20 protein-coding genes are annotated in these 21,495 nt (G+C 40.9%); 9 read left to right on the top strand and 11 right to left on the bottom strand.

The window, feature by feature from the left end; genetic code table 11:
- Positions 1–26: 26 nt before the first annotated feature.
- Entirely contained in the window at positions 27–1,091 is a 1,065-nt protein-coding gene (locus ESA94_RS15330) for a branched-chain amino acid aminotransferase (protein WP_129131817.1), read from the bottom strand.
- Between the two features lie 65 nt (positions 1,092–1,156).
- Here ESA94_RS15330 and ESA94_RS15325 point away from each other — a divergent pair, with 65 nt between their 5' ends.
- The 5 genes from ESA94_RS15325 to ESA94_RS15305 are packed head-to-tail and all read left to right on the top strand — an operon-like array spanning position 1,157 to position 4,312.
- The gene (locus tag ESA94_RS15325; protein WP_129131816.1) at positions 1,157–1,690 is read left to right on the top strand and encodes a hypothetical protein; all 534 of its coding nucleotides are present in this window, start codon (positions 1,157–1,159) and stop codon (positions 1,688–1,690) included.
- A gap of 6 nt (positions 1,691–1,696) precedes the next feature.
- Positions 1,697–2,272: an RdgB/HAM1 family non-canonical purine NTP pyrophosphatase gene (rdgB, locus tag ESA94_RS15320; RefSeq protein WP_129131815.1), complete on the top strand. Its 576-nt coding sequence runs from the start codon at positions 1,697–1,699 to the stop codon at positions 2,270–2,272.
- Between the two features lie 16 nt (positions 2,273–2,288).
- Positions 2,289–2,822, top strand: a complete 534-nt coding sequence (locus tag ESA94_RS15315; RefSeq protein ID WP_240671069.1) for an RNA polymerase sigma factor — start codon at positions 2,289–2,291, stop codon at positions 2,820–2,822.
- Positions 2,823–2,836: 14 nt separating this feature from the next.
- Entirely contained in the window at positions 2,837–3,868 is a 1,032-nt protein-coding gene (locus ESA94_RS15310) for a hypothetical protein (RefSeq protein ID WP_129131814.1), read from the top strand.
- A gap of 15 nt (positions 3,869–3,883) precedes the next feature.
- Positions 3,884–4,312 carry a thioesterase family protein gene (locus ESA94_RS15305; RefSeq protein ID WP_129131813.1) on the top strand — a complete coding sequence of 143 codons (429 nt, stop codon included), beginning with the start codon at positions 3,884–3,886 and terminating at the stop codon, positions 4,310–4,312.
- On the opposite strand, the gene ESA94_RS15300 is transcribed toward ESA94_RS15305, so the two are convergent.
- The 4 genes from ESA94_RS15300 to ESA94_RS15285 all read right to left on the bottom strand — a co-directional run bounded on the left by ESA94_RS15300 (position 4,309) and on the right by ESA94_RS15285 (position 8,197).
- On the bottom strand, positions 4,309–5,139 hold the full coding sequence (locus ESA94_RS15300) for a tetratricopeptide repeat protein (protein ID WP_129131812.1): 831 nt from the start codon (positions 5,137–5,139) through the stop codon (positions 4,309–4,311). The two genes, ESA94_RS15305 and ESA94_RS15300, sit on opposite strands and share 4 nt — an antisense overlap.
- A 39-nt stretch (positions 5,140–5,178) precedes the next feature.
- Positions 5,179–5,910, bottom strand: coding sequence for a shikimate dehydrogenase family protein (locus tag ESA94_RS15295; protein ID WP_129131811.1), 732 nt, complete (start codon positions 5,908–5,910; stop codon positions 5,179–5,181).
- Positions 5,910–6,680 carry a phosphosulfolactate synthase gene (locus ESA94_RS15290; RefSeq protein WP_129131810.1) on the bottom strand — a complete coding sequence of 257 codons (771 nt, stop codon included), beginning with the start codon at positions 6,678–6,680 and terminating at the stop codon, positions 5,910–5,912. Before ESA94_RS15290 ends, ESA94_RS15295 begins: the two co-directional genes overlap by 1 nt.
- Positions 6,681–6,775: 95 nt before the next feature.
- The gene (locus tag ESA94_RS15285; RefSeq protein ID WP_129131809.1) at positions 6,776–8,197 is read right to left on the bottom strand and encodes a tetratricopeptide repeat protein; all 1,422 of its coding nucleotides are present in this window, start codon (positions 8,195–8,197) and stop codon (positions 6,776–6,778) included.
- Positions 8,198–8,350: 153 nt separating this feature from the next.
- Between ESA94_RS15285 and ESA94_RS15280 the strand changes: the two genes are divergently transcribed.
- Positions 8,351–8,692, top strand: a complete 342-nt coding sequence (locus tag ESA94_RS15280; RefSeq protein ID WP_129131808.1) for a hypothetical protein — start codon at positions 8,351–8,353, stop codon at positions 8,690–8,692.
- A gap of 46 nt (positions 8,693–8,738) precedes the next feature.
- On the opposite strand, the gene ESA94_RS15275 is transcribed toward ESA94_RS15280, so the two are convergent.
- Together ESA94_RS15275 and yidC are read right to left on the bottom strand one after the other, a co-directional pair.
- Complete coding sequence (locus ESA94_RS15275) at positions 8,739–9,404, bottom strand: hypothetical protein (RefSeq protein ID WP_129131807.1); 666 nt, start codon at positions 9,402–9,404, stop codon at positions 8,739–8,741.
- Between the two features lie 111 nt (positions 9,405–9,515).
- Positions 9,516–11,372 carry a membrane protein insertase YidC gene (gene yidC, locus ESA94_RS15270; RefSeq protein WP_129131806.1) on the bottom strand — a complete coding sequence of 619 codons (1,857 nt, stop codon included), beginning with the start codon at positions 11,370–11,372 and terminating at the stop codon, positions 9,516–9,518.
- Positions 11,373–11,677: 305 nt separating this feature from the next.
- Between yidC and ESA94_RS15265 the strand changes: the two genes are divergently transcribed.
- On the top strand, positions 11,678–12,874 hold the full coding sequence (locus tag ESA94_RS15265) for a DUF4407 domain-containing protein (RefSeq protein ID WP_129131805.1): 1,197 nt from the start codon (positions 11,678–11,680) through the stop codon (positions 12,872–12,874).
- A 113-nt stretch (positions 12,875–12,987) separates the two neighbouring features.
- Here ESA94_RS15265 and ESA94_RS15260 read toward each other — a convergent pair whose 3' ends face one another.
- From ESA94_RS15260 to purL, 4 genes are all read right to left on the bottom strand, one after another.
- Positions 12,988–14,637 (bottom strand): CTP synthase, encoded by a 1,650-nt coding sequence (locus ESA94_RS15260; protein WP_129131804.1) that lies wholly within the window; start codon positions 14,635–14,637, stop codon positions 12,988–12,990.
- Positions 14,638–14,782: 145 nt separating this feature from the next.
- Positions 14,783–15,577 (bottom strand): pyrroline-5-carboxylate reductase, encoded by a 795-nt coding sequence (gene proC / locus ESA94_RS15255; protein WP_129131803.1) that lies wholly within the window; start codon positions 15,575–15,577, stop codon positions 14,783–14,785.
- A 75-nt stretch (positions 15,578–15,652) separates the two neighbouring features.
- Positions 15,653–16,633 (bottom strand): ADP-glyceromanno-heptose 6-epimerase, encoded by a 981-nt coding sequence (gene rfaD / locus ESA94_RS15250; protein ID WP_129131802.1) that lies wholly within the window; start codon positions 16,631–16,633, stop codon positions 15,653–15,655.
- Positions 16,633–18,867 carry a phosphoribosylformylglycinamidine synthase subunit PurL gene (gene purL, locus ESA94_RS15245; protein WP_129131801.1) on the bottom strand — a complete coding sequence of 745 codons (2,235 nt, stop codon included), beginning with the start codon at positions 18,865–18,867 and terminating at the stop codon, positions 16,633–16,635. Before purL ends, rfaD begins: the two co-directional genes overlap by 1 nt.
- A gap of 86 nt (positions 18,868–18,953) precedes the next feature.
- Between purL and ESA94_RS15240 the strand changes: the two genes are divergently transcribed.
- Both ESA94_RS15240 and ESA94_RS15235 read left to right on the top strand, forming a co-directional pair.
- A complete protein-coding gene (locus ESA94_RS15240) occupies positions 18,954–20,207 on the top strand; it encodes a hypothetical protein (protein ID WP_129131800.1) in 1,254 nt (417 codons plus the stop codon).
- A gap of 146 nt (positions 20,208–20,353) precedes the next feature.
- Positions 20,354–21,367 carry a glutamine synthetase beta-grasp domain-containing protein gene (locus ESA94_RS15235; protein WP_129131799.1) on the top strand — a complete coding sequence of 338 codons (1,014 nt, stop codon included), beginning with the start codon at positions 20,354–20,356 and terminating at the stop codon, positions 21,365–21,367.
- Positions 21,368–21,495 lie beyond the last annotated feature (128 nt).

The raw sequence follows: 21,495 nt of genomic DNA, 5'->3' as shown, positions 1-21,495 counted from the left end.
CTCTTTTGTTTCTATTAAAATGATTTTTATACTTTATACAACCACTCGTGTGTATCAGCTGCTCTTCCTTCACGAATATCGGTTAAGCGCTTCTTCACTTCGGGAGAAATAGTCCAGCTATCTGTATCAAAGGTCATTACATTGTCTTTGTAACATAATTCTTTGATCATGGAAATAGTTGCTGCGGTACCTGTACCAAACACTTCTTTCAATGTACCGTTCTGGTATGCTTCCACCACTTCATGAATACTGATCGGCCTTTCTTCAACAGTTAAACCTAAATCTTTCAAAATAGTAATCACCGTATCTCTCGTAACACCGGCGAGGATGGTTCCTTCATCCAGATTTGGAGTAATAGCAGTATTGCCAATAATCACAAATCCATTCATCATACCAAACTCCTGCAGGTATTTATGCTCTACAGCATCAGTCCACAACACCTGGTCGTAACCTTTTTTCTTTGCTTCGTTTGTAGGATACATGGAAGAACCATAGTTACCGGCAGCTTTTGCAAAACCAACACCACCAGGCACTGCACGAACAAAATGTTCTTCTACATAGATCTTCATCGGTACAGCGTAATAAGGACCTGTTGGACAAAGAATGATCATGAACTTATATTTATCACTCGGCTTTACACCAATTACATCATCGTTCGCAAACATGAACGGACGGATATACAACGAATGATCTTTTTTGGCAGGAATCCATTCTTTATCCAGCTCAATCAACTTACGCATGCCTTCAATAAAAATTTCTTCGGGTACTGCAGGCATCTGCATACGGTCTGCAGATTTATTGAAGCGGTTGAAGTTATCGAACGGACGGAAAATATATGCTTCACCGTTTTCATGACGGTAAGCTTTGATGCCTTCGAAAATGCTTTGACCATAATGCATAGCAGCATTGGCAGGTGAAATTGTAATGGGCTGATAAGGCTTGATCTCCACATTCTTCCACTCTCCGTTTTCATAATCGGCAACCAGCATATGATCGGTAAAATATTTTCCAAAAGGAATATTTGCCAGATCAAGCGTGCCGAGTTTACTTGTTTCAGATTTTGTTATTGAAATATCCAGTGCGCCAACCATAACTCTTTATTTTTGTTGCGCAAAGAAACGAAAAAAATAAACAACGGTTCTGCTGCAAACGAACTATGTCTTTTCAACAAATTCAACTTACAGGCGATCAATTAGCCGAATTGTATGGTAAACAACTTGTTGTTCTTGAAAACGACATTCAAAAAGATTCTACTCCCTTAAAAGCTCCTGTAACAGAGCAACCGGTTGCAGATGTGCAAACAGCCACCACACCTGGATTTACAGGCAAAAACAAAAAAAACTTTATCTGGCTGGTGGAAGAACACCACTACCCTTACCTCGATGATGCTGACTTCCAGTTTTTAAGCGATGTACTCAATGCCTGTAAAATGAATATGGAAGATATTGCACTTGTAAATGTAGTCGCTAATCGTTCTTCTTTTGAACAGTTAGTGCAGCAATTGCAACCCAGGTACGTTATTGCAGCAGCCGTACAAATTGATGCCTTGCCTATTCAAACCGCCGATTATAAAGTGCTGCAGCAACAAAACTATCAACTCTGTTATACCGAATCGCTGGAAGCAATTCGTACAGATAAAACCAAAAAATCAAAACTCTGGCTAGCATTAAAACAAATGCTCGGTCTTTAAGCCACTATGCAACAACTTATTTTCGCCAGCGGCAACAGGCACAAAGCCGAAGAAATTGAAGCCGCCCTTCCCGCAGGTTTCCGCATACTTATTATGAAGGATGCAGGTATTACCGAAGATATTCCCGAGCCATTCGACACGTTGGAGGAGAACTCAAAGCACAAAGCAGATTTTTTATACAATCGTCTTCAACAAGATTGTTTTGCAGAAGATACAGGGCTTGAGGTAGAAACATTAAATGGAGAGCCGAGTGTAAAATCGGCTCGTTATGCCGGCGAAGGAAGAGATTTTGATGCTAATATTGAAAAGTTGCTTACGAATCTTGAAGGTAAAGCCAACCGCCGGGCTCGCTTCCGTACCGTTTTTTCGCTTATACGAAATGGTAAACTGTACCAGTTTGAAGGCATCTGCAACGGCACGATTTTAGAAAACAGAACAGGAACAGGTGGATTTGGCTACGACCCTGTATTTTTACCCGACGGAAGTAACCGGTCTTTTGCCGAAATGACGATGGCTGAAAAGAACCAATACAGCCACCGTAAAAAAGGGTTAGACAAAATGATCCAGTTCCTTCAGCAATAATCAAAGAGAATTAAGCATGCAAAGCAACCAAACGTTCACAGATGCCGACTTAATACAGGGATGCATTCAAGGCGACCGACGTATGCAGAAAGCGCTATACGATAAGTACGCCGGAAAAATGTATGCCGTATGCCTGCGGTATATGAGCAATGCCGACGACGCACAGGACATTTTGCAGGATGGCTTTATTAAAGTGTATAAAAACCTGGAACGTTTCCGGGGAGAAGGCTCGTTTGAAGGATGGGTTCGCCGCATTTTCGTAAACACAGCCATTGAGCAGATCCGCAAAAAGAAAAACGATCTGTCGTTAACCGAAAAAGAAGAAAGCATTGAACTGAAATCTGTATCGGCCATTGAAAACATCAATGAAAAAGATCTGATGAAAATAATCAGGGACCTTTCGCCGGGTTACAGAGCTGTCTTTAACCTGTACGTGGTAGAAGGTTACAGTCATAAAGAAATCGGCGATATGCTCGGCATCAGCGAAGGCACCAGCAAATCGCAACTGGCAAGAGCAAGAATGATCTTACAGGAAAAAATTAAACGCTGATCGATTTAAAGAATATGAACGATTCCAATCTTCAACAAACGCTTCTTAATGCAGAAGTCCCACCACCACAAAGCGTGTGGGAGAAGATTGCTGTTACGCTCGACGAACAGGATGCAGACGAGCCATTGCGCAATCAACTGCTGGCAATGGAAACGGAAGCACCGGCAGATGCATGGTTGCAGATTGAACCTGCGTTAAATGATCTTACACTTCAACAGAAATTACTATCAACAGAAGAAACTGTTCCGCCATTTATCTGGAATGCGATTGAAGCAGAACTCTCAGCAGATTCATTCGATACAGAAATAGCAGAAGCATTGCAACAGGCAGAAGTTACACCACCTGTTTCTAACTGGAATGCTATTGAACAGCAGTTGCAGGAAAACGAACCTGCTAAAGTTATTTCCATCAACAACAATACAAAGATCTTACGCATAGCTGTTGCAGCTGTTATTACAGGTGTTATTGCGTTTGGTGGTTATCGTATGCTTAACAGCAATTCAACAGAAAAAGAAAGTATTGCTGTTGTAACTGATGCGGCAGTTAAAAATGCAGCTGCTGCTACCACCGATTCTTCTAACAGCGATTCAAATATGATTGCTGCAACCGATGAAGAAACGGCTGATACAGAAGTGGTACGTCGTGCAGCTATAAAAGAACGCATCAGGCAGAAATCGTCGTTGAAAGATGCTGTTGCTTATGTTGAAGTTCCCGATCATAACCTGCAGAATACGGTGGCTTACCAAGGCATTCATCATAAAACAACTGATGCCGCTGCAAGCACTACCGGTTTTTCCGAAAACCAGTATTACATGGTATTGAATGATAATGGAGAACTGGTTCGTGTATCGAAAAAAATCAACAATCTTAAATGCGCTGTTTCCAATGGCAGCACACAGGTAGATGCTGCTACTGCGCTGCAATCGAAAGAATGCAATGAGCAGATAAAAAAATGGCGGGAGAAGATGGCCTTTGCAGCAGCTATTTCTGCATCGGCAGGTGATATTGATTTAAGCGAATTGGTAAACAGCACCGAACAACAATAAACAAGCACAGCCTTCATGTCTCGTATTAAAATTGCCTACCCCGAAGCTGTTTCATTTACAGCAACAATACCTATACGCATTACTGATCTTAATTATGGCAACCATGTTGGTAACGACGCAGTGCTGTCAATAATACACGAAGCAAGAATGCAGTTTCTCTCCCACTACGGTTACAGCGAATTAAATTGTGCCGGCGTTGGTTTAATTATGAGTGATGTTGGCATTGAGTTTAAGAAAGAGATTTTTTACGGAGATGTATTGACGATTGAAATTGCAGCAGTAAACTTTTCGTCTGTTGGGTTCGATCTGTTTTACCGTTTACGCAACAAAGAAAGCATTGTTGCTGCACTTGCAAAAACCGGGATGATCTGTTACAACTACGATGTGAAGAAGATTGCCGCTGTACCTGCAGAAGTAAAAGCAAACTTATCCGGCGATAATTAGTTCATTTCTTTGATTCCCTTTAAGAGTTCGGGAGCATAGTTGCTGTTTAGCTGTACAAGCTCATTGTACTTTTGCACCGCTTCCTGTTTCTTTTGCTTTTTTACAAAACATAAACCCAGGTAATAAACAGTGGTTTCAAAACCGGCTTTTAAGCTGTTTGCCTTTTGTAAGCAAACAATAGCTTCGTCGTATCGGTTCAGCGAAAAAAGTGTAAATCCAAGTTCACTGTGCGAAAGATAATTCTGCTCTTCGAAGCTGATGGCTTTTTGCAGATAAGGCAATGCTTCATTGTATTTACCGAGATCGTTATAGCACCAGCCGATACGGTAATGCAGTTTTTTTTCTGTACTGTCGATTGAAAAAGCTTTAAGAAAATCAGTTAATGCAGCATTTGTATTTTTCTGCACATCCTTATACAAATCACCTCTTGCAATATATGCTTTGGTAAACGAACCATTCATTTGCAAAACCCGATTGAAATTCTGCAAAGCCACTTCTGTTTTTCCCAATTTGTATTGTGCAAAACCCGATTCGTAAATGATGCGGAAGTTTGCAGGATCGAGTTTTAATGCTGTTTCAAGAACAGGTAATGCCTGTTCGTATTGCTGCATTTCGTTGTAGCACCAGCCCAGCTCGTAATGTGCAGCTGCAAGCGTTGGCTTTGTTTCAATTGCTTTTTTAAATAAAGGAAGCGCTTCGGTACATTTTCCTTCCTTACGGAGTTTACGGGCTGCCTGCAGATATTCATCCGCTTTATCGGCCTGTGCAAAAACAGTTACGGATGTAACTGCAAGCAAAATGAAAAGAAAAAATGTTCTGCGCATCATGTATCAATCACAATGATAACTATAGTTCCATAATAATCTTTAACTGTTCCAGATTTGCCAGCTTTCTTCTGCCTGGATTACCAGCATATCAGCACCGTTCTTAATGGTTGCCCCGTATTGTTCCGCCGTTTCAAGAAATGCTGTTTTCGCCGGGTTGTACACCAGGTCGTAAAAAAGAAAATCTGCTGTTACCGATTCGTAGGGTAATGATGGTTTTGCATGCACATTGGGTTGCATGCCCAAAGGGGTTGTATTAATAACAAGCGGATATTTCTGCAGCAGCTCTCCTGTTATTTCATCGTAACCTAAAACACCTTCACTTTTGGTACGGGAAACATAACTGTAATTGATACCTAATTGTTTCAATACCCAAACCACCGCTTTGGCTGCACCACCTGTGCCCAGCACCAATGCGTTTTGATGTTGACTTTTTAACAATGGTTCAATCGACTGACGGAACCCAACCACATCTGTATTAAAACCGGTGAGTTTTCCATTACGGATGCGGATGCAATTGCAGGCACCTATTTCCTGCACTGCTGTTGATTGCTCGTGCAGAAAAGGCAATACCGATTCCTTGTACGGAATGGTTACATTCATACCTTCCAACCCATCGACCTGCTTCAGTACAGAAGGCAACAGATCGATCGATTCGATTGAATACAGTTCGTAATTGCAACCGCTGATATTTTCGGCTGCAAACTTCTCTGTAAAATATTTTTTTGAGAACGAATGGCTCAACGGATAACCGATCAGTCCAAATTGCCGCATTATGCTTTTTGTTTATCGAGAAACATGTGGAATGTATCGCCACGCAAACCTATACGCATTGCCTCTAACGGAATAACTTCAGTTGGAGCAATATTGCCCAGGTTTACATTATGACCGATCAACTCAATAAAATATAACTGCTGTGCTTTTTGCGGAGCTTCCCAGATAATTTTTTCTGCAGGAATCTGTGTTAAGATCTCCTGCACCAGGCCTTCCCTCACCTCACCGCTACCACGATAGATACCTACGTTACCGGCTTCACGTGCTTCTGCAATTACATAGCTTGAACCTGCTTCCAGTTCAGCACGCATCAACTCTATCCATTTATAGGGTGGGATAATGTGTGCCGCATCTTTACTGCCAACCTCACTCAAAACTGTACCGTGTTTGGTTAGTTTTTCAATGTAACCGCATTTTTCTGCATGCGGTATTTCAATGGAGCCATCACTTACTTCCATGTAGGTAACGCCGTAGTCCTTACAAACGCTGATATAATCTTCAAATTGATTACGGATAAGAAATGCTTCAAACAAGGTTCCTCCAAAATAAACGGGAATATCATACGATGCATATACCTCGAGCTTCTCTCTGAGTTTGGGGGTAACGAACGAAGTTCCGAAACCAAGCTTCACCACATCTACATGCGGTTCGGCAATACTCATGAAATTTTTAGCTTCTTCTATACTCAGCCCCTTATCCATCACCATTGTAATACCATGCGTACGGGGCTTCTTGTTGCGTTCCGGAATTTGCGTAAGATTAAAGTTCATCCAATTGCTTTTTTTGTTGAATCGTGGCAAATTTAGGGATAGAGCCGCAACCTGCAATTAGTGATTTACTGACATTCGTCAGATAACGAGTAGACTTATAAAGAGTTCGATCGTTTGTAACGGGTAACAAGCTCAACCACCTGTGGATGCTGCAAAAGGCGAGGTTGTAACTCTATCAGCTTTTTTATAAGCTTGGGCGCCTTACTCATTGCATATTCAAGCTGTGTGATGGCTTGTTTTGTTTTGCCTTGTGCAAAAAAGACAGCCACTCTGTAAAAAAGAAATACGGGTTTATCGCCTGTAGCTTCATAAGCTGCAATTGCATACTCATCTGCATTTTCGAGCATATCGGCTTTAAGCATACATTCCAAAATAGCGCTCCAGCCCTTTACATTTTTTGGTCTTGCTTTTATTACATGTGTATAGTGTTCAATAGCTGTTTTGTACTCACCAATTTCCACCAAAGCCATTCCCATTGCCAGATTATATTCCGGTTGTGTACGCTGAATACGCAGTGCCTGCTGCAGTTGTTTTATTCCGCTTTCGTATTGTGCTTCGTTAATGTATGTGCAGGCAATTTTGTAGTAGAGCTTACTATCGTCGGGGTTCATGTGTGAAGCTTTACGGTAATGAAACCTCGCCTGTGCATATTGCCCCATACGATCGTAACAATAACCAATTGCTTCATGAATAACTTCTTCGGGTCTGCTTAACTCCAGTACTTTTTCGAGCATTTCAATTGCATCCTTGTACTTGCGCAGACGGATGTACGCATCGCCTATATTACGGTATGCATAATCGAATTTTTCATCGATAGCAATACAGTACATGTATGCATCAATTGCTTTTTCGTACAACTTCAATCCCTGGTAAGCTGCCCCGAGGTTAAACCAGGCAAGTTCACTGTAAGGATTTTCGTTGATGATATTTAAATGAAGTTTGATCGACTCTTCATTTCTTCCTGTAAAATCGGTCCAGAAGCAGATTTTATACAACGCTTCTTCGTTAGCAGGATCCTCTTCCAAAATCAATTTTAAACAGTCGAACACTTTTTCAAATTCTTCATAATCGTCATATACATCAGATAACTCAAAAAGGAGCTCCAAACGTTCTTCCCCTGTAAATAACTGCAATGCTTCTTCCAATAACTCAACTGCTTTTTCCTGTTGATCTAATGCCAGGTAAGCATCGGTACGAAGTATGTACAGGTTAATATCGTTACTATCAAGCAGCTCGGCCTGTTCCAGCACTTCCAAAGCCGCCTTGTACTGACGGGTTGCCAGCAACAGATCTGCCTTTTTTACCAATAATAAAGATGAGTAGGGGTAAATCTCAATCCCTAATTCAGCCGCCTCCAATGCTTGTGTAAGGTCTTCCTTATCGTCAAAATAATCAACCAGCTTTTCAAAATTCTCCTCTTCAAGGAAGGAATGCGAACGGCCGTTCTTGAGGTTTTCGTACAAACGAAGTAATTCTCTGATTTCTTCTTTGTCGTTTCTTGAGGGGTTTTGTTTCATGTAGTTGCGGGTGGGTTACTGTAATTTACCCCGTATTTCAGAAAATTTACAATAGGCATGTAACATTTAGTTATCAACATGCGTTAATATAATTATAAAAAAATGATAGACGGATAACAGAATCCCATTATTCATCGTTAAATTTGCAATCAAATGACAGCCAAAACAACATATAGCCAAAACTTTCTTCGGAAAAGTTTAATGTTTGTAAGCTGTTTTGCCCTTTTCTTTACAGCTTCATCTGCCTCTTTCTTTTCTGGTGGTGGCGGTAAAAAGAAGAACGAAACATCGCTTAACCTTAAAAGCAGTCCATTAACGTTACAAAACGGTTTCCGTTTTAAGAGTGGATTCAGCTTTTCATCAACAAACAACAATAAGCTGGTTTTAAGTGGCAACACGGTTACCTTTCAAAAAGGTAATAACCTGTATGTTTTACCGGTGAAGAAAAAGGCTGTCTTCAACAAGTTTAAAACTCCGCAGAAAGAGATCAAATAAATTAAAAGCCCCGATAATATCGGGGCTTTCTTTTGCACTTATCTTTTTAATTCTTTCTTATTTTTTTAATTTCTTCGTAAGTCATTTCTCTATACCCTGTTTTCGGCACATCAAACATTACAGACGGAACAGGATCGAACGTTACTTTATCGGCAATGTAGGTTACTTTCATTTTTTGGAACTCCGATTCATATTCTAACGGAAAGCCCGGCAGGTTTTTAAACTGTGCGCCATAGTCTTTATTCTGGAATGCAAGTTCGGTTGTGTAATATACACGAAAGGTTGTACCATCTTTCAACTTGGCGATCGCCAGTTTACAATTGTAGCCCATAATCTTTTTTGTTTCGGGCATTAGCTCAAACTGCACACCTGCATATTTGTTGTTACGGTCGTCGTAATCCTCTTTTGTCATGCGTATCAGAATCTTCTGCTCACCATACTCGTTCATTACCACCGCAGCTCCAGTTTTTGAATCGTGCAGTGTTACTGTTTTACCCAAAATGCTGGAAAGCTCGGTACGTGTGTTAACCCCTTTAAACCAGATTTTTTGAGTAGCCCCATCTAACAAATCGGCAGCTTTCGGTTCGTTGTTGCCGGTATTTACAACTACGTTATACGTTACCATTCCTTCGCTGTAGGTTTGCTGTGCTGTTGCAGCCTGTACAAACCCCGCAAACAAAAACAGAAATCCGGCTTTAATCATTTGCTTCATAGTGAATTCAATTCTATACGGTTAAAGATATAAAAATAGTGAGCCAAGTTGCATTTGCAAACAAGAAAAAGCCCCGGAGATTATCCGGGGCTTTGTTAAACTTTGTTAAGACTATTTTTTGTTTTGTCCTTTCTTCTGCATATCCTGCAGTTTCTGGTTACTTGCCTGCATTTGTTCTAAACGCTCCTGCCATTTCGATTTCGAAACCGGCTTCTTTTTATTCTCCTGCAGTTTTGCATGCAATTTATCTTCGTTAATGATAAACTTCTGAATGATCAACTGCAAACCAAGTGTAACCACATTCGATACAGTGTAATACCATGTTAATGCCGATGGTAAGCTGTTGAAGATGAACAACAGCATGATCGGGAAGAAGTAGATCATGTACTTCATTACCGGATTGTCCTGTGTTGGTGTCATCGACTGGTTGTAAACAGAGATCAACAAGCTGGTTATAGTTGCCGTAATGGTAAACAAACTCACGTGATCGCCGTAGAATGGAATATTGAACGGCAGATTTGCAATTGTATCGTATGCCGACAGATCTTTTGCCCACAAGAAGTTTTCGCCACGCAATGCAATATTGGAGTTAAAGAAACTATACAAGGCAAAGAAGATGGGAATCTGCAACACTGCAGGAATACAACCGCCTAATGGGTTTACACCCGCCTGGCGGAAAAGTTTCATCTGCTCCATGCTCATTGCCTGCTGATCGCTGCCGTATTTCTTTTTAAGCTCATCAATTTCGGGGCGCAGCACTTTCATTTTTGCACCACTTAAATAGCTGGTGTACGTAAGCGGAGAAATGATTAAACGGATAAAGAAGGTAAGCAACAGAATAACAATACCCATGCTGCCGATATTCTTATTAAAGAAATCGAACACAGGCATTACCACAAAACGGTTGATGTATTTTACAAACGCAAAAATGCCATAACCCAACTGTACGTGACTTTCGAGTTTGTTATCAAATGCTTTCAAAATATGGTAATCGTTAGGACCATAATACAACTGCATGGGAATAGTTGCAGCCGATACACCTGCCAGATTAAAGCGAAGTGTTGATTGCACATCCATTACTTTGTGTAATGAATCATCTTTCGATTCAGGAACGGTCCAGTTAGTTTCAGCAGAAGCAAAATTATTTACCGCAATAAGCGATGTATTAAAGAACTGTTGTTTAACGCCGATCCATTTTGTTTTCTCACCAAACTTTTTGCTGTCGCCTGTTCCTGCTGCTTCAAAATCATAACCACCGTCTTCAACAAAACCAATATTACTCTGGCCTTTTTCGTATTTCAGATCTTTTTCCTGCTGGTTGGCAGTAATATCCCAGTTAAGGTTGAGTATTCCCTGCGTTAATAATTTATCAGCTCCTTTAAGTTGCACAGTCCAATCGATGAGGTAACTGTTATTCTTGATTTTGTAAGCATGTTCTATTGATTGACCCGCAGCATTCACAACACTGAAAGTGATCGCCTGTCCATCAGCCGAAGTAGTAACAGCTCCTGCGGCAAACTGCAGATCGCTTGTTTTGGCCGATTTATTGGCACCTGCATTCACCTGGTAAACCAACTGGTGCTTATCGCCGCCAAGTACAACTTGTTTACCATCGAAACGCTTGTATTTTTTTAATTCGATCGATTTAGGGTAACCACCTTTGCTGGTGAAATTTACCTTCATCACCTCGTTTTCAACTACAGTAATCTGCTCTGCGGCTCCTGTTTGAAATTCATCTGCTGCAATGGGAGCTTTATTTGATGTATCGGCCTGCTGTTGAGCAGCCAACGCTTTTTGTTTTTCTTCTGCAGCTTTGCGTTTAACTGCTTCCACCTTAGCAGTAGAATCTGCAATATGCTGTTTTTCTGCCTCTAATGCACCTTGCTGACGTTGGGTAAAAAAGATGTAACCAAACAACAAAACCATCATCGCTACAAAGCCAATAATCGTATTCCGGTCAAAATTCATTTGAGTAATTATTTTGGAGCGGCAAAGGTAGGTATTTGGCTTGAAGTACGAGGTACGAAAAGAAGGCACAAGATTCAAGGCTCAAGATATAAAATCCAATGTCCAGGCTCCAAAATCCAGAGAGTTTCAATCAATGAAGATCATCCTGACTTTTGGTTCTTGTACCTTGAACATTGGATTTTGATCCTTGTAACTTGGTTTTTGCTTTTCTTTTACAATAACTAATTTTACTGCTCGTTTTATCTGCAACTTTAACCACTTCGCTGTTCCTGCTTTAACCAAGCTTAACAATTTAAATCATTAGTATGAGCCAACCGATTACTCCCATGTACGAACGGGAAACGTATGCCCCTACCCAAACCGATGAGTTGTTTTGGTGGCTGGCGACAGCAGAAAAAGAACTGATCAAAGATTGTGTGGTTGACAGGAACCGCTACCGCATTGTGGGAATGAGCGTTTTAGCCACCTGGATTTTTGCCACACTCGCCTGGACCTATTTCTTCTCGACCGTTATCGACAATGTATTTCTCTATGTTGGCAGTGGCATTTTTATGGGTTTTGTGATCCTGAGTATTGACCGTGCACTGATCAAAGGCATCAACCAGTTTAATAAACGCAAGTTCCCCCCGCTACTTTTTCGTGGTCTGCTGGCCCTCACCATTGGTACGTTTATGGCACAACCAGCCATTCTGTATATGTTCGATAAAGAGATCAAAATGCAGGTATCGCTGGATAATGAAAAACGAAAACTTACCAAGCGAACAGAACTGGATCTTCTATACAAAAACAGGAAAGATGAATTGCTGAAAGAAAAAGCAACTTTGCAAAAAGCCCTCTCAACAAAATATGCCGAAGTAAATAATGCGAGAGAAAAGTTTATTGCAGAAACAGATGGCAGCGGCGGTAGTGGTAAAGTAGGCATACAGGATATTGCTATTGCCAAACGAAACGAATATCAAAAGCTGGATGATGATTACAAAACATTGCAAACACAGCAGCAGCCCCGTATTGAGGCGATTGATGAAGAGTTGAAAACAATGGAAGAAGCTATCAAGAAACAGGAAACAGATTTTCTTGCTTACCTGAACACCGGCTTTCTTACACGCATTGAAGCAATGAATAACCTCTTGAAGGATAACAGCGCATTGCAGTTTCGATATTATCTTATTTTAATTATCCTGATGTTGATCGAGCTGATGCCGGTGATTGCAAAAACATTATTGCCCGTTGGCGTGTACGACGAAAAAGTAAAACAACGTGAAGCACTGGAAAAACAAATGGCCGAAGAAAGCGTGGATTACGAACGTGAAATGAAACGGCTCTACAACAAACTATCTATGCAGCAGGATACCGAAACCATGGAAGAATTTTTCCGTATGCAGAAAGACGAGCAAAAGAATAAGCTTAATCATTGGGGTAAAGACTGGAAACGAAATGATGAAAATGTGCAGGGCTTCTGGGAAAAGATCAAACAGCAGATGATTGGCAAACCGGAAAATTAAATTCAGTTTATGGTTTGTGGTTTTTGGTTTCTTGTTAGAGCAACCTGTTGAATCTTATCAGCAGGTTCAAATTTTAAGCAACCAAAAACCACAAACCATAAACTAGAAACTCTTTAAATCATTTCACTTTCCAGCAAAGGATTTTTAACTGATTGCTGCTTCTCCGAATATTCTTTTGCGGCTTTAATGAAATGCACAAACAAAGGAGCAGGGCTTTCTACCGTACTCTTCAATTCGGGGTGATATTGCACACCAATAAAGAATGGATGCTTTGGGTTTTCAATGATCTCCACCAATCCGGTTTCAGGATTTTTACCGCTGGGAATCATACCTGCCTGTTCAAACGCTTCCATGTATTTATTGTTGAACTCATAGCGATGGCGGTGACGTTCGTTGATATGTAAACTACCGTAGATCTTTTCAGCCAATGTACCTTCTTTAATATCGCATGGATAAGAACCCAAACGCATGGTACCACCTTTGTTGGTGATCTTTTTCTGTTCTTCCATCATATCAATTACCGGGTCTGGTGTTTCAGCATTCATTTCAAACGAATGTGCATCTTTCAATCCTAATACATTGCGTGCAAACTCCACACAAGCCATTTGCATACCTAAACAGATACCAAAGAATGGCAACCCGTTTTCACGTGCATATTTAATAGCGGTGATCTTTCCTTCAATACCACGGTTACCAAAACCAGGCGCTACCAGCAAACCATCCAAACCTGCGAGCTTTTCACCCACATTCTGATCGGTAATAAATTCGCTGTGCACATTCACCACATTTACTTTGCATTCATTAATAGCACCTGCATGAATAAAGCTTTCGAGAATGGACTTGTATGCATCCTGCAGTTCAATGTATTTACCGATTAAACCAATATTTACCTGGCCTTTGGGATATTTTAATTTGTCGATGAACTTCTTCCAGTTTTCTAAATCAGGTTCAGGGAAAATGGTTACGTTGAGTTTCTTTAAACAGATCACATCCAGCTTTTCCTTCAACATAAATAACGGCACTTCGTAAATAGTAGAAGCATCGCTTGCTTCAATTACAGCTTCAGGTTTCACATTACAGAACAAAGCGATCTTACGACGGATCTCTGTACTCAACGGGCGTTCCGTACGGCAAACAATAATATCGGGATGTACTCCTTCCTGGCTCAGTAAACGAACACTGTGCTGGGTTGGTTTAGTTTTTAATTCTTTTGCAGCTTTCAGGTAGGGGATCAATGTAAGATGTACCACCAGGCAATCTTCTTCCGGTAATTCCCACTGTATCTGGCGCACAGCTTCCACAAACGGTAACGATTCAATATCACCCACTGTACCACCAATTTCGGTGATTACAATATCATACTTGCCGTCTTTGCCCAACAACAACATCCGGCGTTTGATCTCATCGGTAATATGCGGCACAACCTGCACCGTTTTACCGAGATACGCTCCTTCTCTTTCTTTATTAATAACTGTTTGATAGATACGCCCTGTTGTAACGTTGTTTGCCTGCGATGTATGAATGTTGAGGAAACGTTCGTAGTGACCGAGATCAAGATCGGTCTCGGCACCGTCTTCTGTTACAAAACACTCGCCATGTTCGTACGGGTTAAGTGTACCCGGATCAACGTTAATGTAAGGATCGAATTTCTGAATGGTCACTTTAAACCCACGTGACTGTAATAACTTGGCCAATGATGCCGCAATAATACCTTTACCCAATGATGATGTAACGCCACCGGTTACAAAAATGTACTTGGCCATAAATTAAATTTTTCGAGTTTGCAGACCTGCCGTAATGTAAAATGGAAATAAATAGTGGAGGTCATGCAAACCTACGATGATTTTTTCGATTGAAAAAAATCAGTTCAGGTGCCTGTGGAAAAAACAAGGAAAGAAGAATTTGGAACTATTTCCCGATGCTCTCGTAACTCGTTTTAATTCCTTTAATTAACGAAGAACTGAAGCCCATATGTTCCATTTCGTTAAGCCCGGCAATGGTACAGCCACGGGGTGTGGTTACTTTATCGATCTCAGCTTCGGGATGTGATCCTTTTTGTATCAACAGTTCAGCAGCACCATTCACCGTTTGTGCAGCAATGAGTGTGGCAGTTTTTGCATCGAACCCGATTTCAATACCACCCTGTATGCTGGCACGGATATAACGCAAAGCATAAGCAATACCACAGGCACCGAGCACGGTTGCAGCATCCATCAGCTTTTCATCGATCATGGCTACACGGCCAAGTTGCGAAAAAAGATCATGTACATAATCGAGTTGCTCCTGAACTGTATTGATGGAGCTGATACAGGTCATGCTTTCCTGTATGGCAATAGCTGTGTTGGGCATGGCACGGATAACGGGCATATCGGCCCCTACCCACTCCTGCATATCTTTAATAGTAATACCTGTAATTACACTCACCAATACATGACGTTGTGCATTCAGTTCTTCCTTCATTCCCAACAGCACATCTTTTATCTGGAAAGGTTTTACCGCCAGGATCACCAGATCGGAATAACGTACAGCTTCATTATTATCACTCGACACCAATACACCTTTGCTCTCAATATCGCTGAGGGTTTTGATGTTCCGCTTTGTAATAATGATATGACTGGGTAAACAAAATCCGCTCTTGATCAATCCTTCTGCAATAGCAACACCCAGGTTTCCTCCTCCAATAATGGCAATCTTCTTATTCATGACGATGTATTTGATAAATAAAATGCCACAGCGAATTTTCACTGTGGCATGCTTTCGTTACAGCTATAAAATTAATTAATAATAACGATGAGGAACAAGATAATTTTTAACGTAATCGGTTACTCCCTCTTCCAATGAAAAGAACGGTTGTTCGTAACCGACAGTACGCAGCTTGTTCATGTTTGCTTCGGTGAAGTATTGATATTTATCCCTTATGTCTTCAGGCATATCAATAAACTGGATGTTTGTAGCAAGATCCTGTGCATGAAATGTTGCTGCCACCAGGTCGTGAAAACTTCTTGCCTTACCTGTACCAAGATTGTAAATAGCCGATGCAGGTTGTTGTTGCATTAGCCATGCAATTACCTGCACCACATCTTTTACATACACAAAATCACGCAGTTGTTCACCATCTTTAAATCCTTCTTTGTGCGAACGGAAGAGTTTCATTTCTCCGTTTTGCTTTATTTGATTGAAGGCATGAAAAATAACACTGGCCATACGTGCCTTGTGGTATTCGTTCGGACCGTACACATTAAAGAATTTCAACCCTGCCCAAAAAGGCGGATGCGCTTCCTGGTGCAAAGCCCATTTATCAAATTCATTTTTAGAAACACCGTAAGGGTTTAATGGTTTTAACTGATGACACAGTTCATGTGCATCATCATAACCCAATTCTCCATCGCCATACGTGGCAGCAGACGATGCATAGATCAACGGAACATTGTTTACTGTGCAATAATTCCAGATGTGTTGCGAATACTCAACGTTGAGATGTTGATGAACAGCATAATTAAACTCGGTGGTATCTGTTCGTGCCCCCAGGTGAATAACAAAATCGATTTCCGGCTTTTCATTATACAACCACGTAAACAATTCTTCACGTTCAACTTTACGGACAAATTGTTTGCCTGTTAAGTTGGACTCTTTATCTGAACGGTTAAATTCATCAACCAAAATAAGATTGACATACCCAAGCTGATTAAGATAACTCACCATGCAACTGCCAATGAAACCGGCAGCACCTGTAACAATTATCGTTGAACCGTTATCCATTACAATGCACTCATTGCATGTTCACTTTCATGACCTGCCAATAAAGCTTCAATAGCAGTATCGTATTTCTCTTTCCATTCTGCAATGCTACCCCAATCTGCAGCATCAACAACAATCGCTCCTGCAGTTACAAATCCAAGTTCTGCATATGGGAAGTCGCCTAATGCATTACGCAATGCTGCTACCTGTTCGGGCTTCACACTTACCACAACACGGCTTTGTCCTTCGCCAAACCAATACGCATCTTTACGGATGGTTGCATCGCCTGCAGTAACATCAAAACCAAGGTTACGGTTAAAGCCTGCTTCCGTTAAAGCAACATACAAACCACCTTCGCTGATATCGTGTGCAGATGCAATAATCTTTTTACTGATGAGTTCAGCTATTTTTTGCTGCAGTGCAAATTCTTCATCCAGTTCAAAATGCGGGACCGGGCTGAATTCTACACCATGAATTTTATGCAGGTATTCGCTTGAGCTGATGCTGTCGGTTGCTTTACCCACAAGGAAAAGCACATCGCCTTCAGCTTTTAAATCAAGCGTCATTTTATCGTTGATGTTTTCGAGCAAGCCAACCATACCAATTGTTGGTGTTGGGTAAACTGCACCATCCGGACTTTGATTATAAAAACTTACGTTACCACCTGTTACCGGTGTATCGAATTTTACACAAGCTTCGCCCATGCCTTTAATAGCATGTACGAACTGATAATACACTTGTGGATCGTAAGGATTACCAAAGTTTAAACAGTTGGTTACGCCTAATGGCAAACCGCCACTGCACACAATGTTACGTGCAGCTTCACTAACAGCGATCATTGCGCCTTTATACGGATCAGCAAATACATATTTACTGTTACAATCGGTTGTTACTGCAATGCCTTTTGTTGTGCCTTTAACGTGTACTACTGCAGCATCGGTTGGAGCATTGGTGCTTGAGTTACCTGTACCCACCATACTATCGTACTGATGATACACGGTGCGTTTGCTTGCAATGTTGGGTATTTGTATCAATTGCTCAGCAGTCGCTTTAAGATCAGCAGGTACTTCAATGCTGCTTGCATCAAATGCTTTGATCTTTTCGAAGTAAGCAGGCTCGCTGTACTCTCTTGTATATTGCGGAGCACCACCACCCAACACTAAATCGTGTGCAGGCAGTTCAGCATCCAGTTCACCATTCATATAGAAACGAAGAAGACCATCGTCGGTTACTTCACCAATTTCAGAACAAGGCAGATCCCACTTTTCAAACACATCTAATACCAATTGCTCTTTGCCTTTTTCAACCACCATGAGCATACGTTCCTGGCTTTCGCTCAGTAACAGTTCCCATGTTTTCATATTCTGCTGGCGGGTTGGTACTTTATCCAGATCGATACGCATACCTACTCCACCTTTTGCACTCATTTCTGCCGTAGAACAAATAATACCGGCTGCACCCATATCCTGCATACCAACAACTGCACCTGTTTGAATAACTTCCAGACAAGCTTCCAGTAATTTCTTTTCCTGAAAAGGGTCACCTACCTGTACTGCAGGTAATTCTTCCGCACTCTCAGCTGTAATATCGGCACTTGCAAAGCTTGCACCACCAATACCATCTTTACCCGTTGCACTACCAACAAAGAAAACAGGGTTGCCTAAACCTTCAGCCGTTGCCGAAACGGTTTCACCTGCTTTTACAATACCCACACTCATGGCATTTACCAATGGGTTGGTATGATAACAGTTTTCAAAATAAATTTCACCACCAACTGTTGGTACACCAAAACAGTTGCCGTAATGACCGATACCATGCACCACTCCACCCAACAAATGCTGTGTTTTGGCTTCTTTTAAATTACCAAAGCGGAGCGAGTTGAGTGCAGCAATGGGGCGTGCACCCATGGTAAAAATATCACGATGAATACCACCTACACCTGTTGCAGCACCTTGAAATGGCTCAATAGCCGATGGGTGGTTATGACTTTCAATTTTAAATACAACACCAAGATTATCGCCAATATCCATTAAGCCGGCATTCTCTTCGCCTGCTTTAACTAACATACGTCCGCCTTCACGGGGTAATGTTTTTAGCCACTTGATCGAGTTCTTATAACTGCAATGCTCGCTCCACATACCACTAAAGGCGCAGAGTTCATTAAAGTTGGGCGTGCGGCCAAGTTTTTGTTTGATAAGTTCAAATTCTTCTTCGGTTAAACGAAGTTGCTGTGCGGTTTTAACTGTTACTTCCATGATGTGTAAGAAAGCGCAAAAGTACAAATGCAGCGGCAATGGTTTGAAACTGTGAAAAGAAATATTTTAATTTGCCACTCTAACGCATGACATACTTCCTTTTTGCCATTTACCTGGTACTGTTTAGCTGGCTTGTTACCCGTATTAAATTTATACGAGAAAGTGGATTATCCAACCAATGGATTATTGGCCTGTTTCTTTTAAAAGTAGCCGCAGGTGTTGCATATGGTTACTTTTTTACAACAATACCTAATTACGAACGATCGGCCGACAGTTGGAAGTTCTTTTTTGATGCGAAGCAGGATACCAAAATTTTATTTCAAAACCCGGTTCGTTATTTATTAAGCATTTTCGACAACCCTTACGACCGTGAGTACCGTCATTTGTTTTCAAGCGTAAACTCTTACTGGAACGATCTGAAACATACCTACATGGTAAAGATCGTTTCGTTATTTAATGTATTTACAGGCTCAAGGTATTATGTAAATGTAATTTTCTATTCTTTTGTTACGTTCTTCGGCCCTATTGCTTTTATACGGGTAATGAATGATGTTTTCCCCGGCAAAAAACTATTGATCACCTGCAGCACATTTCTATTTCCTTCATTTTTGTTTTGGTCGAGTGGTATACATAAAGACGGACTAGTGTTTACTTTTTTATCGCTGATCGTTTTTGTAATGTACTTCGGCTTAAAGAACAAAAAAATGGGCTTACGCAATATTGCGATCATTCTCTTGCTGTTACTTGCAATCTTCCCGGTACGAAATCACGTTGTGTTAGCATGTGTACCAGGGCTTGTTGCATGGTGGGCAGCTGAAAAGTTTTTTACAAAACAAAAGTGGATCAGCTTTGCCCTCGTTACAATTATTGGCACTACAGTTTTCTTCTCTGCAAAATATGTTCATCCTAAACTCGATCTGCCCGTTTCAATTGCTTTACGTAATAAAGAATTTATAAAGCTTGGAGGCAACTCGTTTTTACCACAACGGAAACTGCATGCAACATTTTCAAGTTTTATGCAAAATGCACCACAAGCATTAAACCATGCACTTGTTCGGCCTTACATTACCGAATTTCAATCGCCTTTATATATCATATGTGCAATAGAAATATTATTTATCTGGTTATTGGTATCTGTTTGGTTCTTCCGGTACAATTCAAATCCGTATAAACATTCTGTTGTAATGTTTCTGTTTCTTGTATCGATGGTATTACTTTTATTAACCGGTTATATAGTACCGCAGTTAGGAGGCATTGTACGCTACAGGGCTATCTTCTTTCCATTTATTCTTGTACCAATTATTACAACTATTGATTGGAGAAAAAACAAATTAGAATAAAATACATATTTCACTTTTCCACACTAACAAACGTTTTACTTGAGAATTGCATAATTTTTTTTAGATTAAAATCATTTTCAATCGTAAATTAGCAGCGCAATTAGCAATATTCATTGTTTTTTCAAACTAAATCAAAGCGGTTAAACATGTCAGCGTCTAAACTTGAGTACATCTGGCTTGATGGTTACAAACCAACACAAAGCCTTCGCAGCAAAACAAAAATTGAAAAAGACTTTAGTGGCAAATTAGAAGATTGTCCTATGTGGAGTTTCGATGGTTCTTCTACAGAGCAAGCACCAGGCGGTTCTTCAGACTGTTTGTTGAAACCGGTATACATCATTACAGATCCTCAACGTAAAAACGGTTACCTCGTTATGTGTGAAGTTTTGAATGCTGATGGTACTCCGCATGAATCAAACGGTCGTGCAACAATTGAAGATGATGATAACGATTTCTGGTTTGGTTTCGAACAGGAATACTTCCTCTGGAATCCTGAAACAAACAAACCTCTTGGTTTCCCTTCAGGTGGTTACCCTGCGCCTCAAGGCCCTTACTATTGTTCAGTAGGCGCTAACAACGCTTACGGTCGTGATATCATTGAAGAACATTTAGATGTTTGCTTAGAAGCAGGCTTAAATGTAGAAGGTATCAATGCAGAAGTAGCAGCAGGCCAATGGGAGTTCCAGGTGTTTGCAAAAGGTGCTAAAGAAGCAGGCGATCAAATCTGGTTAGGTCGTTACATCCTCGAAAGAATCGGTGAGAAATATGGTGTATCTATCAACTGGCATTGTAAACCTCTCGGCGCATTAGACTGGAACGGTAGCGGTATGCACGCTAACTTCTCTAATACATTATTACGTACTGCAGGCAGCAAAGAAATCTTCGATAAGGTTTGTGAAGCTTTCCGTCCTGTAGTTAAAGAACATATTGAAGTGTATGGTGCAGATAACCACCTGCGTTTAACAGGTAAGCACGAAACTGCAAGCATCCACGATTTCAGCTACGGTGTATCAGACCGTGGAGCTTCTATCCGTATCCCTGTTGTAGTTCCTAAATGGGGCTGGAAGGGTTACCTGGAAGATCGTCGTCCAAATTCTGCTGCAGATCCTTACAAAGTTGCTGCACGCATTATTAAAACAGTTAAGAGCGTACAAGCCTAATCCAACTGCAATATCAGATAAATCCTCCCGCAACAACGGGGGGATTTTTTTTATCTATTATTTTCATTAAGAAAACAGAAATTCGCACAACGGTAAGCAAACCGTAATTAAGCAAACAAAACTTGCCA

It is taken from the genome of Lacibacter luteus (genome assembly GCF_004118265.1).
In the GTDB taxonomy this organism is placed as follows: Bacteria; Bacteroidota; Bacteroidia; order Chitinophagales; family Chitinophagaceae; genus Lacibacter; species Lacibacter luteus.
This window is presented reverse-complemented; position numbering and strand designations above follow the sequence as displayed.